Raw genomic sequence first — 17664 nt, forward strand, 5'->3', positions numbered from 1 at the left:
AATTCAAACCTACAACTATTTTTTTAGTTACACAACTATAAAAGTAGTTATTTAACTAAAAAATAAGTTTGAATTGAGTTTTGAGTGCAAAAAAGCCATTCAAATTTAATTGTAATAAATTGAATAATAGTAAATTAAGAAGTTAAAGTTTTTCTTAGGAGGTTTTCTCTGTTAGCAAAGCATTTTTAATCCAGACACAGCAACCAGTAGCAATAATACCAATGCAAGCCATAAAAAGCCAGTTAATTTGATAACCCAGGCGGGTAATTATTTCAAATCCAAGTTTAGAACTAATAATATGAGCCAAACTAAAACTCATTGTATACAAAGCCATATAGCGCCCTTCTTGTCCGCGAGGTGCTCTGCTTAAAGCAAAGGCATTAGAAAAAGGAAAGGTTAGTACTTCACCAATAGAAATGCAAACCATACTGACAACTAATATTCCAGCCCAGAAATTAATTAGAAGTAAAAAGAAACTAGATGCCATTAAAAAAGAACCTATAATAATAATTCTGATTTTCGGAAAAGCTTTTCTTTCCAGAAATCCAACAGTTGGCATTTCAAGAGAGAAAATCAAAAGTCCGTTGAGTGTCATTAACAATCCTGTCTGGAACTCACTTAAACCGAATTTTTCATTATGATATAAAGGTAGAGTAGTAAAAAGCTGAAAGAAAATCATCGCTGTAATAAAACTCACAAACAAGAAAACCCAGAAAATTTTATCATGAAAAACAGATTTTGTATCTGCTGCACTTTCAGTTTTGTCACCGTGATCTGCTTTTTTCTTTTCTTTTACCAGTAAGGCAAAAATAGAAATAGAGACAATACAAGAAGCCCCGTCAACCCAGAAAAGACCAGAATATCCCATTCCCATAATAATTAATCCTCCAAGAGCGGGACCAGCTGCAAAGCCTAAGTTAACTGCAAGACGAACTAAAGTCAAAGCACGAGTTCTGTTTTCTGGTTTTGCATAAGCTCCCAACGAGACAAACATGGCGGGTCTAAACATGTCCGCGATCGTCATTAAAATAAACATAGCAACACAGAGCGCCCAAAAAGTAGTAATATATTGAACAAAGAACAAAGAAACACCACTTGTAAACAAACTGAAAATCATGATTTTGTAAAACCCAATTTTGTCTGAAAGTTTACCGCCCAACCAAGAACCTAACATAGAACCAAAACCAAACGCAACCATAATCCATCCAACCTGATTGTAAGTAAAGTGAAGATCTTCTTTTAAATATTTGGATAAGAAAGGAAGTACCATCGTTCCGGCGCGATTGATAAATGTTATAGTGGCCAGAATCCAAATTTCTCTTGTAAACCCTCTAAAATTGTTAATGTAGTTGGTAAAAGCGTTTTTAAGCATTGTGTATGATAAATTATCGTCACAAAGTTAGGAAACTTTGTCTCGTTAAGTGGTTGTTGTTTTGTTACTTTTGAACTATTTTTGCATAAAATTTCTAAAATGAAAACTATAAGCTCATTGGTTTTATTGTTGGTTTTTAGTTTTGGTTTTGCACAAAAAAAGTTTAGTAAAATCGATGCTCAAAAATTCCAAAAGAAAATCAACTCAGAATATGCTGATCCTAAGACAAGTCCACTGTTAGCAAAAGATTTAAAAACTTTTAAAAGCTTAGATTTTTTTCCTATTTCTGAAACTTATTTTGTAAATGCTACTTTGGTAAAGGCAAAAGGAGGAAAAGTTTTTGAAATGAAAACGTCAGGAAATTATACTTCAAAGTACATTAAATATGGAACTTTAAACTTTAAAATAAACGGAAAAGACTTTAAACTTGCCGTTTACCAAAGTTTGGAACTTATTGTACAGGAAAAATATAAAAATCATCTTTTTCTACCTTTTACAGATTTAACAAGCGGAAAACAAAGCTACGGCGGTGGTCGTTATATCGATTTGGAAATTCCTAAAGGAAATATAATAGTAATTGATTTCAATCAGGCTTATAATCCATATTGTGCTTATAATTACAAGTATTCTTGCCCGCTTGTACCTTCTGAAAATGATTTGAATATTGAAATTAAAGCAGGAGTAAAAAACTTTCATTAATGGAATATTTTAATCTTCATACCCATAATTTCACCAACCAATCTGACGTTTTGGAATTAGTGAATCAATATCCTAAAGATTTTGATGCCAAAATTCCTTTTTATTCTATTGGAATTCATCCTTGGTATATCGATGAAAATCGACTTGAAACTGATTTGAAAATCATAGAAGAGAAATTGCAAACGGAGAGTTGTTTGGCAATTGGTGAATGTGGTTTGGATAAACGAATTGAAGTTCCGTTAGATTTACAAACTTCAGTTTTTGAAAAGCAATTAGAATTAGCTGAAAAATTCAGTAAACCAGTTGTGATACATTGTGTCGCTGCTTTTCAAGAAGTTATCGAAATCAAGAAAAAGAAGAAAATCACAGTTCCAATGATTATTCATGGTTTTTCAAAAAACAGGCAAATAGCTGAGCAATTAATTAAAGAAGGATTCTATCTTTCTTTTGGAAAATATTTATTGAAAAATCCAGATTTAGAAAGTGTTTTTCGAGATGTTCCAAATGATCAATTTTTTCTCGAAACCGATACAATGGAAGAAACAATTCAACAAGTTTATGAATTAGCTTCAAAGTATAAAGATTTAAATTTAAAAGAATTAGAAAGCATTATTTCAAGTAATTGTAAAAGTGTATTTAATAAGTAGTTTTGAAGTAGTATTAAGTCAATAATTTCAAAACTTGAAACCTGAAACAAAAAATAACAAAATAAGAATATATGGCAGAATGGACAGAAAGAGCTGAGCTTTTGTTTACTAAAGAAGGATTAGAAAATTTACAAAAATCAAATGTTTTAGTCGTTGGGCTAGGAGGAGTTGGATCTTTTGCAGCTGAATTTTTAGCAAGAGCAGGAGTAGGAAACATGACAATTGTTGATGGAGATGTTGTAGATATTACAAACATTAATCGTCAATTACCAGCTTTACATTCAACAGTTGGAGAACCAAAAATCAAAATTGTTGGAGACCGCTTAATGGATATTAATCCAGAATTAAATCTTACCAGAGTACAGGAATTCCTTTCTCCAGAACGTGCTTTCGAGATTGTTTCTCCAGAATTTGATTATGTCTTAGATTGCATTGACAGTATTACTCCAAAATTAAATTTGATTATTGCAGCAAAACGAAAAAGAGTTAAGATTATAAGCAGTATGGGCGCTGGCGGAAAAATGTTGGCTTCTAAAGTAAAGGTTGCAGATATTTCTAAAACAATCAACTGTTATTTTTCAAAAACAATTCGCAAGCGTTTGAAAGCAGTAAAAATCAATAAACTAAAAGTGGTTTTTTCATCTGAAATTCAAAACGAAAAAAGTTTAAAACTTACAGATGGAAAAAACTTTAAAAAGTCTTTTTACGGAACAAACAGCTATATGCCAGGATTATTCGGTCTTCATGCAGCAGAAACGGTTATTCGTTATCTAATTTCTAAAGAGGAATAATTAAGTCACAGTTTTCAGTCTCAGTCTCAGCTGTAGTGGAAGTTAAATAAAAACCTTAGAACCTTAGTTCCTCAGAACCTTAGCACCTAAAAAAATGATTAAAACAGTAATTTTTGATATGGACGGCGTAATTGTAGATACAGAGCCAGTTCATCGTTATGCCTATTATTTACAATTTTCAGAATTAAATATCGAAGTACCTGAAGAAATGTATACTTCATTTACAGGTTTTTCAACCAAAAATACCTTTCAGTCTATAAAAAACTATTTTCCCTCTGTTGAGCAGGAAGTAGAAGATTTAATTCAAAGAAAACGTACTATTTTTAATGATGCTTTTGATACCAAAGAAGATTTATATCTTTTGGATGGAGTTGAAGATTTAATTAAAGATTTGTACAACAATGGAATACAATTAATTCTCGCTTCTTCAGCATCAAAAGTTACAATTGACCGCGTTTTTACACGATTTAATTTACATCAATATTTTACTGACATTGTAAGTGGAGAGGATTTTCCGCAATCGAAACCAAATCCGGCAATATTTATTCATGCCGCTTCTTTGTCAGTTGCGCCAAAAGAAGAATGCATTATAATTGAAGATAGTACCAATGGAATTAAAGCAGCTAAAGGCGCAGGGATTTTCTGCGTTGGTTACAGAAGCGAACATTCAAATATGCAGGATTATAGTGAAGCTGACTTGGTTATAGATCATTTTAATGAATTAGACGCTCAAAAAATATCACAGCTTAAAGCTTGAATTATATAAAATTTAACATTTGTTCGGAAATTGAATTTGTAAATTTGAATAAAATAAAAAAACTGAATAATGAAAAAAATACTTATTGCATTAGCCCTGATCTTAAGCCCATTAGTGTCAGAAGCACAAGTAAAAACACCACAAGCAAGTCCAAAAGGATATATTAAACAAACTGTAGGTTTAACGGATGTTGAAGTTACATACTCACGCCCAGGAGCAAGAGGAAGGGCTGTTTTCGGAAATTTAGTTCCATTTGGAAAATTATGGAGAACAGGAGCTAACGAAAATACAATTATCAATTTTGGAGACGATGTTGTTATTGACGGAAAAACATTAAAAAAAGGTAAATACGCTATTTATACAGTTCCAAGAATTGAAAGCTGGGATGTTATTTTTTACCTTTCTACAGATAACTGGGGATTACCAGAAAATTGGAGCGATGCTTACGTAGCTTTAAAAACAACTGTAAAAGAAGATGCATTACCAACTCCAGTTGAAACTTTTACAATCGGAATTAATAGTTTAGATCCAAATTTCGGATATTTAGAAATGGCTTGGGAAAACTCTCATGTTGCTTTAAAATTTGAAGTTCCAACAGCTAAAACAGCTATAGCAAGTATTGATAAAGCACTAGCTGGTCCGACTTGGAATGATTATTTTGCTGCATCTCAATATTTATTTCAATCAAACGGAAATGTAGAAACTGCAAGAACTTATGTAGACAAAGCGTTAGATATGAGTTCAGACAAACCTTATTATGTAACAAGATTGAAATCGCAAATTCAGGCGAAACAAGGTGATAAAAAAGGAGCAATCGAAACAGCAAAAGCTTCTTTAGCATCTGCAGAAGCAGCAAACAACGCTGATTACGTAAAATTAAATAAAGACAGTATCGCTGAGTGGAGCAGATAATAATTCTTCGAATTATAAAATTTCAATAATATAAATTCCAAATTCCAAAGCTTTCGAGTTTTGGAATTTTTTTTTTACCCAAAAGCTAAGTTTTTTTAATCTATAATGACGTGGTAAAAGCGCAAAGTTCGCAAAGCTTTGTGTATAAATTTTGCGAACTTTGCGTAATTCTTTGTGTCTTTGCGGTTAAATCTTAAATCAATTTAGTTCATGCTTGGTGGTTCTGGAATCTTTATGGTTTTCTTGATTTTCTTTATTAAAAGATAAAAAGTAATTCCACCAAGAATAATAAGAAGAGCAATTTGAAACTGTCCGATACTATTATTTTTATTATACATCGCATTGGCCGCAGCAAGTTTAGACTTTCCTTCTTTGATCTGAATCTGAGATAAGGATTCTAATGTTTTTAAGGCTTGTGTACTAGAATAAGCGATTTTATCCCAGTTTTTATTTTCAACCTGATTGTTGATTTCTTTGCACGAACTTAAAAATATATCAAAATATTGTTTTTCTGTGTTCGTTAAAACCGTTTTAGCATATAAGTCATCAATATTGTGAATGATATCTAAGGTGTGAATAATTTCATCTTTTTTAATCTTATCATTCAAATCCAGTTTTTCTGCCTCTGCTTTTATAAAATGAAGTTGTTTGGAATACTGAAAAATATAATGCGCCACCACCAAACGATCTTTGTAAATCGCATTAATATTGTCATTTACATTCTTAGAATTCTGAAGCGTATTAAAATTCCCCAATAAAATTAGCAGCATTACAATTAATAGTATAAATGCGGCTTTGGTTTTATTGCTGTATTTTTTTAAATCTTTCATCTTCAATAATTTTAAAAATGTAAATACAAGTTATTTTAGAAAAACTTCTTTACTCTTGCCAATTCTATGTTTTTCACGCTTCCCAAAGGCGCAATTTGAATGGCATCATTTCCTTTTGTAAAATAAAAATAATACAAGCTATTGGCACTTATCAAATAAATCTGTTCCGATTTATCATCGTTAAAATTGACTTTAGATTCGTATTTTATTTCATTTTCAAAAAGTTTATTTTTCATATAATAACCACCTGCCATACCATATCCAAGGAAAAAGGATAACAAAATGACTGCCAGTGATTTTATTGCAACACTATTATAGTAGCTCTTAGTCTCTTTTTCTGTTAATTCTGTTGTCGGTTTTAACTCAAACATTTTCTGTAGAAGTTTATTACCGTGATGTTTTGCTAAAAATTTTGGAAGTTTAATATGCGTAAGAAACAATGAAATAATAGTAAACAGAATTATCGGATTTGAAGTAAACTCAGCAATCGGACTCATTAAAACATCTGTGATTGTAGAATATTTTAAAATGTTAATACCTAACTGATAATAGTAAATACTATCCTTCAAAATTCCCATCAAAATAAGAAACAAGTAGCCAAAAGGCAGTAGTTTTTCTAAATCATCTGAAATTTTCATTAATTTCTCCTGTTTAAAATTAATTTAGTTTTTGGAAGTAAATCGTAAAAAAAAGTTTTACAGTTTACTAAAATAATACTTTTTACTTACAATTTTAACAGAGAAGTATTGGTTTCAGAAATTATAGTTTTAAATATTTTTTTCAGGAGCTAATTCCTGCTGTCCGCTATATCTTTTGTGCCGAACCCCGGCACAAAAGGATGCCGCTTCCATCAGGGCTAGGGCATTAGGTTTATTTGGTTACAGATTTTTTTTAGTTAATGAAATTGCTTTCAATTATAGTCAAATCATGCTAATCCAATATTAATTCATTATCATTCTTGTCTCCTCTAAAGAATAAAAATTGCAATATGATTGCCAGTACAATAGTTAACATTGCTCCAATGAAATTCAGCCATAAATAACCTAATTTTTCCTGATTGTAAACCATAAAATAGTAGATCACAAAAATAGTTAACTGGCTAATGATGGCGCTAATAAACATTGGTTTTGCCTGAACTTTTTTAGAATAAAAAGCGACAAGAAATATCCCCAAAACAGTTCCATAAAAAATAGAACCAATAATGTTTACAAGCTGAATTAAGTTTTCAAACAATGTTCCGACGCAAGCAAAAAGAATCGCTACAACTCCCCAAAAAAGCGTGAAAAACTTAGTTACATTCAGATAATGTTTTTCTGATTTTTCTTCTTTCTGATTTCGTTTGTAAATATCAATTGCGGTAGTTGAAGCCAATGCTGTTAAACCTGAAGCGGTCGAAGACATAGCAGCCGATAGAATTACAGCTAACAATAATCCGATAAGGCCTTTTGGCAAATAATTTAAAATAAAGTGAAAAAACACATAATCTTTATCGTTCGTTTCAGCATTGCTATCTGCTCTTGAAATAATTTCTTTCGCTTTATCACGAAGATCTTTTTCTTTATTTGACAATGCAACCAATTCTTTACGCAGAATCGGATTGTCATAATCCTGATTCAACTGATCGATATACAATAAATTGATTACTTTTTTGTCTTCAGAAAGCTTTTCCAATTTATTCTCCAAAACTTTATATTCTTCTTTATATGCCGATTTTTCAATTGTAGTTTTATTATTCGGATTGAAATTTAAAGGAACAGGATTAAACTGAAAAAATACAAAAACCATTACACCGGTTAAAAGTATAAAGAATTGCATCGGAACTTTTAGAAGTCCATTCATAATCAATCCCATCTGACTTTCACGAACCGATTTTCCAGATAAATAACGTCCAACCTGAGATTGATCTGTACCAAAATAGGCGAGTGCCAGAAAGAAACCTCCTGTAATTCCGCTCCAAATGGTATATTTTTCCTCTGGATCAAAAGAGAAATCAACGATATTCATTTTGTCATTTGCACCTGCAATATGAAGTGCACTGTTAAAAGTCATATCGTTTGGAAGATAATGTAAAATCAAGAAAAACGTAATAAACATTCCCGACATAATCACGAACATCTGTTGTTTCTGTGTTACGTTTACCGCTTTTGTTCCTCCAGAAAAGGTATAGATAATAACCATAACTCCAATGATGATGTTCATTATAGTTAAGTTCCATCCCAAAAGAGCTGATAAAATAATGGCTGGTGCGTAAATCGTTAATCCAGTTCCAAGACCTCTTTGGACTAAGAACAAAATGGCAGCAAGTGAGCGAGTTTTAACGTCAAATCTTTTTTCTAAAAATTCGTAAGCCGTATAAACTTTACTTTTATGATAAAGCGGAATAAAAGTCAAACAAATGACAATCATCGCAATTGGAAGTCCAAAATAGAATTGTACAAATCCCATTCCGTCATGATAAGCCTGTCCTGGAGTCGACAAAAATGTAATCGCACTCGCTTGAGTTGCCATCACAGAAAGACCAACAGTATACCAAGGTGTTTCGTTATTTCCTAAAATGAAATCTTCAACGTTCTTGCTTCCTCTGGTTTTCCATGAGCCGTATCCAACAATAAATAATAAGGTTACAATAAGTACGATCCAGTCAAATAGCTGCATAAGTTATGAGTATAATTGCATGATTAAGAAAAAAATAGCAATATAAATTGCATTAGCTACCAATACGTAAGTGTAGCTTTTTTTCCATTTTTTTTGTTTTTTAGCTTCCATGTTTTATTGCTTTATATCTTGTTTAGGAGCTTCAAGTGGTTGTTTCAACGAAATTATATTCGATAACAATCGGTAAGCACCAGAAACTCCTTCTGGTAATTCTCTAAAGAAACTTAAACCAGTGTAAATATAATATCCTTTTCCATATGGAGCGACTAATAACGCGCCATCTTTAGCCGATTCTCCTTTATCATGTGAAGAAATAATAGGAGTGAAGGCAGGATCATATTCGTTTGGATAATACAAGCCTTGTTCCTGCGTCCAGCCTTCAAAATCTTTGCTGCTGATTTTATTTGGCGTGTTTAAAACAGGATGATTGGGTGCTAAGAAAGTAATTTTAGCATTTTCTTCTGTCACACGATCGTTTGATAATTTTAATGGATACGGCGCAATTTTATCGGTTACCAGTTTACCATTTGTATTGTATTGCACAATCATATTTTTACCGCTTTTCACAAAATTGAATAAAATACTTTGTTTGTTGGCTAAAGCACTTACGGTATTGTAAGCACGGATTCCAGTAATAACGGTACTAAAAGAATCTAATCTTTCAGGTGTAATTTCTTCTGGTTTTAAAATAGAAACTTTATATCCCATTTGTTGTAAACTTTCTGGAACTTCGTCACCTGCACCCATTATGTAAGCAATAGCATCTCCGGAAGTTTTTAAATTAATTCGGATACATTTTGATTCTGCAGATTTCAAAACCATTTGTTTGGTAATGTGACTGAAATCAATAATAGTCTGATCTTTATCAAAACGTTTACCATCAACAATAGCAACGCTTTTTGCAATCACTTCTTCTGGATTAACAGGAGGTGTTACTTCAAAATAAAAAATCTGTTCGTTTCCTTTTTTATCCAATGCAAAAGGAATTTCTTTTGGAGAAACGTTCCAACTTTTTGGTAATTCTAATTCTAAATTTCCTTTTACACCGTCTTTTCCGGCGCGAACTTTTACAGGAACCATTTTGCTTTTAGTATCTCTAAAAATCAAAACTCTTTCTAAAACAGAAGTTGTTACTTCTGGAACGATATCAAGGAAATTATACATTTCGCCTTTTACGCCATCATTATATTTGTAAACGACAGTTCGTTCAAACGGAATTTCTACACCGTTTATTTTTACATTAAAAATGACTTTAGTATTTCTAATAATATCCGGGATACCAATGTTTTCCTGATTAGAAACGGTATACATTCCAACAGTTGCTTTTTCTTTCAACCAATAAGGTTGCGTGTATTCTATATCAGCTGGAAGCTGTAATTGAAGGTTGATTTTTTGATCACTATTGTTCTTTAAAACACTATTTTGAGTTGTAGTTTTATTGTCTGGTAAAGTTGTAATGCTCACTAATTCCATATCTACAGAACATCTGTTGATTGCTTCAAGAGTTAGTTTTATAGTGCTTCCAGGAGTTGCTTCCTGTTCATTTGAAACGGCTTCTAAATATAAACCAGAGCAAGATGCAATGATATTTTTAATTGCCGCAGATTTAAGAGTTTTCCAATGCGTATCTTCTAAAGCTTCAATCATTGCATAAGCTTTAACTAAATCTGGGATACTGGCAGATGGATTACTGAAATTATACTTTGAAATAATTGACGAAATCAAATCTCCAATTGGTTTTCCATTTTTAACACGGTTCCAGCTGGTATCAATTCCATCAAATAGATTGTCTTTTTCTTTAGGAGTTTCACCATTAATAAGTTCCAGATATTCTGTTTCATCACCACGAACTCCTGTACTTCCAAAACCTTGCGATTGATGACGGCTTCGGCTTAAAGCAGCAATTTCCTGATTAGATTTTCCGATTCCAGTATAATAAACGCCTGTTTCTAATTTTGTGAATTTAGATTTATTGGCTGCATCAAATTTTTCCTGACTTCCATAAAACCACCAGGACGGATTAAAAAACTGTCTTTTTACCTGCCAAGGAGTTATATATTTTAACTGTTCAGGATAAACTTTAGGATCATTAGTTAATTTGAAACTTTCAACACTTAACATTGCTGATGATGTATGGTGTCCATGAGTAGTTCCTGGAGAACGATGATCAAATCTATTGATGATAATATCCGGTTGAAATTTTCTGATAGTCCAAACTACATCTGCGAGAACTTTATTCTTATCCCAAATATCTAGAGTCTCATCCGGATTTTTTGAAAAACCAAAATCATTAGCGCGTGAGAAAAACTGTTCTCCGCCATCTATTTTTCTGGCTTCAATTAATTCCTGAGTTCTAATAACTCCTAACAATTCACGTAATTGCGATCCAATTAAATTTTGTCCTCCATCACCTCGGGTTAAAGATAAATAACCTGTTCTGGCATTCATATCATTAGCGAGATACGAAATCATTCTCGTGTTTTCATCATCAGGGTGAGCAGCAATATATAATACTGAACCTAAAAAGTTTAATTTTTTAATTTGATTATAAATTTCAACTGAATTTGGTTTTTGTGGCTGTTGCGCAAACGAAATCTGAAAACCTAAAAAAAACAAAAGAAAGATGTGAACCTGTATTTTTCGCATGGTAAGAGTTAGATGTTTTTAGAATTGTTTCAAAAATACTAATTATTTTATGGAAGATTATTTAAATGAAATGTTAACGCACAATAATTGTACCTTAAAACAGAAAGGAGCGCAAAAAAAAGCCGTTAGAAATGTTCTAACGGCTTTTTCGTATTTTGAGTTTGAAATCTTATTTCAATTTATTTTCTGTATCTACATAATTTCCAGTAATAGTTACGCCAGATCCTTTTGTAACTTTTCCGTAGATTGTAATTGAAGACGTGCTGCCAACGAATTCAATTTTAGCACCGCTGTTTAATAATAAATCTCCCCAGATTACAACTGAACCTTCAACAACCAATTTTGCATTGCTGTTGATTGTAAGTACCGTTGGATTGGTCTGAAGGAATTTACCTTGAGATAAACTTCCTCTCATATTAAATGTACCACCACTGTTTAAAGTCAAATTACTTAAAACTGCGATAGAACCACAATGAGTTAAAACAGCTCCAGAATTCACAATTGCAGAATTAATTGCCGTTGCTCCTTGGTAAGATTTAACATCATTTGAATTCAAGATCAAATCTTTCCCTTGGTTATACAAACCATAAGTTAGACAACTTGCAAATGTAGTGCTTGGTTTTTCCATTTTGATAATTTTCAAACCACCGGTTCCACTTGCAACATAAATGTAATTTCCACTTGATTTAACATAGTTTGAAGAACCTGCAATTCCAACAGATCCTAATAAACTAAGTTGAGTTCCAGATTGGTAAACATTTAATCCTAAAGCACCATTTGCAAGAAATGCATAACCATCGTTTACAGAAACTGCATTGGTAACGTTATCTTCTGCAGCAGCTGGTATAGTAATAGTCTGTAATTTTACGCCACTATTAATATCATAAACTCCAAGACCGTTTGGACCTTCAGAAACTAAAAGTTTTGTTCCGTCGATATCCATTGTTCTTTTCGCTCCGCTCACATCTACTGATGTTGAAAAACTTTTTTGTAAAGCAAGAGTAGAAAGATTGTAAATATTAACTCCTTTTGTTCCACTTAAAGTCACAACTTTATCAGAAGTTAAAGCAATCGAACGTAAATCTGCCATTGCTGCTTTACTTGTTACAGCTTTTGTTGAAGCATTAATTTTAAATAAACTTCCGTTATCTCCAGTTACAGCAAAATAGTCAGAAGTATTAGCTGCAACATCTGTTGTAACTCTGCTTTCTAAATAATTGGCTGTTGTTTTATCTGTAAGAAGACCAGAACTTAAAGGCATAATGTAAGCTACAGCAGGATTATTTTTTAATAAAGGATCTTTATCAACATCTTTTGCTGCTCCTAAAAGTAAGTTTCCGTTTGCATAAGTAATAGAAGTAATATCTGTATTCGGAATTAAAGCCGATGTAACCAATTTTGGTTTGTAAGGATCTGAAACATCAATAACATCAACAGCTCCAGAATATACGTCACCTCTAGTGATATAAGATACGTAAGCATAGTTTCCGTTAACTGTAACATGACTTGCTTGTAATGTTCTTCCATTAGCATCAACTGGAGGTTTTACTTCTGCAATTTGAACAAGTGGAAAGTTCGTTACTGTGCTTTCTGCAGTTTTACCTGCCTGAGAAGCATTCTCTACTGAAATTACTCCAGAATTTGTATAATCAAGCCTTTTGTTTAAAGCATCTTGATCTGAAGTAATGGTAATGGCGTCTGACGATTGGTTGTTTCTGTTGTCGTCATTGTTGTCACATGCTATTAATAGTGACATCGCTAAAAATGAAATCAAATAAACATTCTTTTTCATAAAATTAGATTTGAGTTTGAAAATTTGTGCAAATATATATCAATATCACATTAAACAAAGGTTAATATTTAAAAATACTTAGTTTAAACGCTTGTTTAATAGTGATTTATGATGAAGTTACAATTTTCAATTAAAATTTCAAAGTGAAAAAAGCAAAAAAAAGAGTATCATTTTATTGATACCCTTTATATATTGAAAATTAAAGTTTTAGCTTATCTTCTTCCACGTCCGTGATCGCGGTCGTCATGACGGTGATCGTCGTGTCTGTCATGTTTATCATGGTGTTTATCATGTTTGTCATAACGTTTGTAATCTCTACGATCATTATAACCGTAAACAGGTCTTGGTTTATATGGTCTTTGAGGTGCTCCGTGGTATCCTTTGTAGTATTTAACTCTATGACGATCAAAGTAAGTATAAGGTGTTCTACCGTGGTAGTCTGTTAAAACAACTTTGTAACCTCCGTACAAATCATAGTTTCTATATTGTCTTGGTAAATATGTTGTTCTTACCCATTTACCTCTTCCATAATAGATAAATTGTGCGGCACGTACATCGTAATATGCTTCAATATCTGGAAGATAATAATATTCCATTTCGCTATATCCTGCAGGTCCCCATGCTGGCGGATTTCCTATATTAACGTTTATCGATACTTGGGCTTGCGTGGCGTTTGCAACCAGTAGAAATAATCCGGCGATTGCTAATTTTATCGTTTTCATCTTTTTCATTTTTTTAATGTTATTCTTGTTTAGGGATATTCATATACTGTGCCAAAAAAAATGAAGATGTATTTTGTCGAGCAAAAAATGCATTTCGTCGAATTTTTTTTAGATTTGTTTAACCTGTAAAATGCTGGTTATAAGCGGTGTTGTTGTGAAATGAGGTTTTCTAAAAAAAGAGAAAAAATTATTTATAATTTACGACTCTTGGTTTCGCAAGTTCAAAACTTTGTAATCCATAGTCTGTAGTTTCAAAAGTATTTGTTTTAAATACATTGTCTCCTTGGTAAGGAATACTAGGGTAATAGGAAATAGAAAGCTGAAAGGAGCTAAAAACAAGATAATCATTGCTTACAAGTAAACCCAAAGTTATTTTAGAGTAGGGCTTGCTCTTGGTCATAGCAACATCTGGACTTCCTAAAACTGCAATTGAATAATTAAAAAATGGATTTAAACGAAAACCCCATAAAGCATGTGGAGAATAAGTTTGTGTCTGAAGTGACAGAACAGCCTTACTGGTTCCGTATAAGGCTGAATTAACTCCAGCCAAACCGTTCAACCCATTAATATTTAGCTGATCTCCAATGACATCATCGCGGTTGATACCAATAACCAGTTTAGGATTTACGAATTGTCTTAATTTCCAATTCCCGATACTGTATAATTTTGTAAAATAATTAGACTCAAATAATAATGCAGTTCTATAAGTTTTAGATTGATGAAAATAAGTTCCTGCTTCAAAATTCATACTTAGAAAACCAAGTCTGTAATAATTTCCAAAAGAAAATTGTGCCCCAACATAAGGTCTCCAAAATGTATTTTTATATTGATACCCAAATGTAACTCCATAAATGCGACCAATCGGAACGTCTTCTGTCTGACCATTTCGGAAGATATAACTGTCTTTAATAAATTTTCGTGTATTGAGTCCGATACCACTAAGAATTAATTTTTCATCAGAATAAAAATGATCTGGATCATAAAGCGCTGTTGGAGATTCGCTGTAATTAACATTTAAAAATCGGGCAGTTGTGACCAGATTGGTAATAGCTTCATGTTCGTCTTCAAATACTTTAAAAGCACGTCCAGCCCAAACATCTTGAGAAGTATATTTAACAGGTTGATAATCATAAGAAAAATCGGGTGCGCGAAGTGTGTCTTTTCTGAAAAATTCATCAACATAAACACCACCGGCCCATTTGGTTAAAGGAGAATAGAAATCACGCTCTATATCCACACTTTTTATATAATTATTATCCAAGTCCATTTTATAATGAAGAACCGTACTTATGTAAGTGTTTTTTATGTTTGGAATAGTATAAGTTGCTTCATTAGCATTACGACCATCGTCAAAACGATTAGTAAAACGATATTCTAACTGTTGTCCTGAACCAAAAAAATCTTTTTCTTTAAATCCAAGAGAAACCTGATTACTGGAAATAGAGAATCTCGGAATTGTACTCCAAGAATCCAAAACTCGAATGGTAATATCTACAGAATCTCTTGCTGCTCCAACAGATTGATTAGATATTCTAACAGCAGTAACATAGCGCTGTGCACGAATTAAACGTTCTGTTTCTAGAACTTTATACGTATCATAAGGCGAGTTTTTCTTAAATAGCAACAAGTTCTTTATCGCAATTTTTTTGGTTTTTAAATGAAGCCTGTTTCCCATTCTTTCTCCCCAATTTTTAGGCACCTGTGTAGTATCAGCAACAGAATGCCCAAAAGGATCTAAAGTGATAATATTTATGTTACGAATAATTTTCCCATCGTAATGAGTAGAATCTATGGGCACCAGTAATTCTTGTTTCTTCTTTGGTTTTTTAGACCTGAAAAACAATTTATGCATGGTCTGCGTAAACTTATTTTTTTTAGAATAATTACGAATTCTATTATAGATTTCTGTACTGTCTTTTTTTGTTTTAGGTTCTTTTTTTGTGTTATCTACCTGAGCGTTTATGCCTTGTAAACAAAAGCAAAGTAAAATAAAAAACAGTATTTTTTTGTTTAATAACATTCGGTAGTTTTCTTCTAATAATTTTATTGTTTATGAATATAAGGATTAAACACGAGGTTTTAGAAAATAACGCTCTTTTTAATTTTCTGTTGTAACTTTTCTTTTTCTCCAAGCAAATTTTCTGGGAACATGATTGCCCATTAAATACCCCCAAGGAGAGAGAGAATCAATTCGGTCGAAAATGATTTTTAAAATAGCCAAAAGCGGAATTGCTAAAAACATTCCTGAAATTCCTGCTGCAGCACCACCGACTATAATTCCCATAATAGAAACAAAAGCATTAATTTCTACTTTAGAATTGATGATTAAAGGCACGAGCAAATTATTATCTATAAACTGAACAATAATATTTACAATCAATATTCCTAAAATGATTGACATTTCTGCAGATCCGGTTAAGGATGCCAAAACAGTAATAATTCCAGCAATTGTAATTCCGATATAAGGTATTAAGTTTAAAATTCCTGTAATTAATCCCAACAAAATAAAATATTTGATTCCGATAATCCATAGCCCCAAGCCTGTTAAAACAGAAACGACAACCATTTCGATAATCAAACTTACTATGTAATTGTTGATTGAAACTTTGACTTGCGATAAAATATCCATCAATACCGAATGATTTTCTTTCTTGACTAATTTTGCTAAAAACAGTTTAAAATGTTCTTTATAAATTAAAAACAAGAAAGTGTAAACAATTATAATCATACTGTCTAAAAGAACATCGCTAATCGATATAATAAAAGAGCCTAATTTTGCCTGACCTGTTTTGACAGAATCCTTTGTCATAGAATCCAGATATTTTTTCTGATCACCAATACTTACCTGGAAATTGTCTTGTATAAATTTATGAATTTCAAGAATAAAAGAATTGGCATTTTTCTTTATAGTATCAAAATCATTCGCCATATAAGTGACTTGATAGGATATAAAAACCAAAATTCCGACAATAACAGAGAGAAAAATTACGAGACAAACGATAGCCGCTAGATGTCGGGGGAATTTTAGTCGAGTATTAAAGAAGACATAAATTGGAAGCAGTAAAACAGCAAATAAGAATGCTAGTAAAACTGGTGTGAAAATATCTTTTCCTGTACAAAAGATAAAAGCAAAACAAATTAAAGTAATAAGAATAAATGCGAGTTTTGCGTAAAAAGGTAAAGTTACGGGCCGAGTCATTTTTTATGAGGTTTTAGCTAGATTTATTAAACAAATATTACACTTTATTTGTCTTTTTCTGTTCTAGCTTTTTTTCTGCCCGTTATAAAATTCCCATTCAGATTTTAGTCAAAAAACTCTCTTTCTTCATATTTGGCAGGAATTATTGAGATTCCTTTTTGCAGTAATAAATTGTTTGGGAAAACTATTTTCTCTCCCTCTTTGGTTTTCAAGCTTACATGAAAAGTATTGATGTCTTCAATTTCGGCTTCAATAGGAAAGTCTTTGTCGTGAATCTTAATAGTATCACCAATTCTAAAAGGAAAGGAGAAGAATAAAACCATTCCCGCAGTAATATTGCTTAAGATAGACCATTGTGCAAACATGGCCACCCCAATAACAGTTGCAATAGAAGAGACCGTTAGAAAAATATCATCAGTCTTAACTCCCCAAATCAAAATTAGGGTTGTCGTCACCAATATATTCATCAGAATATTGATATACTTTATTACCAAATTGGTTCTGTGTTCAAATAATTGACTTGTTGCTGCAAATTGTTTTACCAATTTTGCGATTATCATTCGTAAAACGATTAAAATTGCAATAAGGATAATTGTAGCGATTATCTCGCGGCTATACTCTTTAAAAGAAAACATAAATTAA

15 protein-coding genes are annotated in these 17664 nt (G+C 32.1%); 5 read left to right on the forward strand and 10 right to left on the reverse strand.

Features of this window, described 5'->3' with window-relative positions; all coding sequences use genetic code 11:
- Positions 1 to 154: 154 nt before the first annotated feature.
- Positions 155 to 1372: an MDR family MFS transporter gene (locus NQQ59_RS00185; protein WP_144212526.1), complete on the reverse strand. Its 1218-nt coding sequence runs from the start codon at positions 1370 to 1372 to the stop codon at positions 155 to 157.
- A gap of 99 nt (positions 1373 to 1471) precedes the next feature.
- Here NQQ59_RS00185 and NQQ59_RS00190 point away from each other — a divergent pair, with 99 nt between their 5' ends.
- From NQQ59_RS00190 to NQQ59_RS00210, 5 genes are all read left to right on the forward strand, one after another.
- Entirely contained in the window at positions 1472 to 2071 is a 600-nt protein-coding gene (locus NQQ59_RS00190; protein WP_144212528.1) for a DUF1684 domain-containing protein, read from the forward strand.
- Positions 2071 to 2718 (forward strand): TatD family hydrolase, encoded by a 648-nt coding sequence (locus NQQ59_RS00195; protein ID WP_144212530.1) that lies wholly within the window; start codon positions 2071 to 2073, stop codon positions 2716 to 2718. Before NQQ59_RS00190 ends, NQQ59_RS00195 begins: the two co-directional genes overlap by 1 nt.
- A 71-nt stretch (positions 2719 to 2789) precedes the next feature.
- The gene (locus NQQ59_RS00200; RefSeq protein ID WP_144212532.1) at positions 2790 to 3509 is read left to right on the forward strand and encodes a tRNA threonylcarbamoyladenosine dehydratase; all 720 of its coding nucleotides are present in this window, start codon (positions 2790 to 2792) and stop codon (positions 3507 to 3509) included.
- 94 nt (positions 3510 to 3603) lie between these two features.
- Complete coding sequence (locus tag NQQ59_RS00205; RefSeq protein ID WP_144212534.1) at positions 3604 to 4266, forward strand: HAD family hydrolase; 663 nt, start codon at positions 3604 to 3606, stop codon at positions 4264 to 4266.
- 69 nt (positions 4267 to 4335) lie between these two features.
- Positions 4336 to 5178 (forward strand): DUF2911 domain-containing protein, encoded by an 843-nt coding sequence (locus NQQ59_RS00210; protein ID WP_144212536.1) that lies wholly within the window; start codon positions 4336 to 4338, stop codon positions 5176 to 5178.
- Positions 5179 to 5381: 203 nt separating this feature from the next.
- On the opposite strand, the gene NQQ59_RS00215 is transcribed toward NQQ59_RS00210, so the two are convergent.
- The 9 genes from NQQ59_RS00215 to NQQ59_RS00255 form a co-directional block, all read right to left on the reverse strand.
- Complete coding sequence (locus NQQ59_RS00215) at positions 5382 to 6008, reverse strand: MCP four helix bundle domain-containing protein (RefSeq protein ID WP_144212538.1); 627 nt, start codon at positions 6006 to 6008, stop codon at positions 5382 to 5384.
- Positions 6009 to 6043: 35 nt separating this feature from the next.
- Positions 6044 to 6646, reverse strand: coding sequence for a hypothetical protein (locus NQQ59_RS00220; protein ID WP_144212540.1), 603 nt, complete (start codon positions 6644 to 6646; stop codon positions 6044 to 6046).
- Positions 6647 to 6938: 292 nt separating this feature from the next.
- Positions 6939 to 8663 (reverse strand): sodium:solute symporter, encoded by a 1725-nt coding sequence (locus NQQ59_RS00225; RefSeq protein WP_144212541.1) that lies wholly within the window; start codon positions 8661 to 8663, stop codon positions 6939 to 6941.
- 114 nt (positions 8664 to 8777) lie between these two features.
- Complete coding sequence (locus NQQ59_RS00230; protein WP_144212543.1) at positions 8778 to 11309, reverse strand: PIG-L family deacetylase; 2532 nt, start codon at positions 11307 to 11309, stop codon at positions 8778 to 8780.
- 169 nt (positions 11310 to 11478) lie between these two features.
- Positions 11479 to 13101 carry an LVIVD repeat-containing protein gene (locus NQQ59_RS00235; RefSeq protein WP_144212545.1) on the reverse strand — a complete coding sequence of 541 codons (1623 nt, stop codon included), beginning with the start codon at positions 13099 to 13101 and terminating at the stop codon, positions 11479 to 11481.
- A gap of 212 nt (positions 13102 to 13313) precedes the next feature.
- Positions 13314 to 13823, reverse strand: coding sequence for a hypothetical protein (locus NQQ59_RS00240; RefSeq protein ID WP_144212547.1), 510 nt, complete (start codon positions 13821 to 13823; stop codon positions 13314 to 13316).
- A gap of 187 nt (positions 13824 to 14010) precedes the next feature.
- Positions 14011 to 15843, reverse strand: a complete 1833-nt coding sequence (locus tag NQQ59_RS00245; RefSeq protein ID WP_144212549.1) for a hypothetical protein — start codon at positions 15841 to 15843, stop codon at positions 14011 to 14013.
- A 78-nt stretch (positions 15844 to 15921) separates the two neighbouring features.
- Positions 15922 to 17022, reverse strand: coding sequence for an AI-2E family transporter (locus NQQ59_RS00250; RefSeq protein ID WP_144212551.1), 1101 nt, complete (start codon positions 17020 to 17022; stop codon positions 15922 to 15924).
- Positions 17023 to 17126: 104 nt separating this feature from the next.
- Positions 17127 to 17657 (reverse strand): mechanosensitive ion channel domain-containing protein, encoded by a 531-nt coding sequence (locus NQQ59_RS00255; protein ID WP_144212553.1) that lies wholly within the window; start codon positions 17655 to 17657, stop codon positions 17127 to 17129.
- Positions 17658 to 17664 lie beyond the last annotated feature (7 nt).

The organism is Flavobacterium panacis, assembly GCF_024649945.1.
Lineage (GTDB): Bacteria > Bacteroidota > Bacteroidia > Flavobacteriales > Flavobacteriaceae > Flavobacterium > Flavobacterium panacis.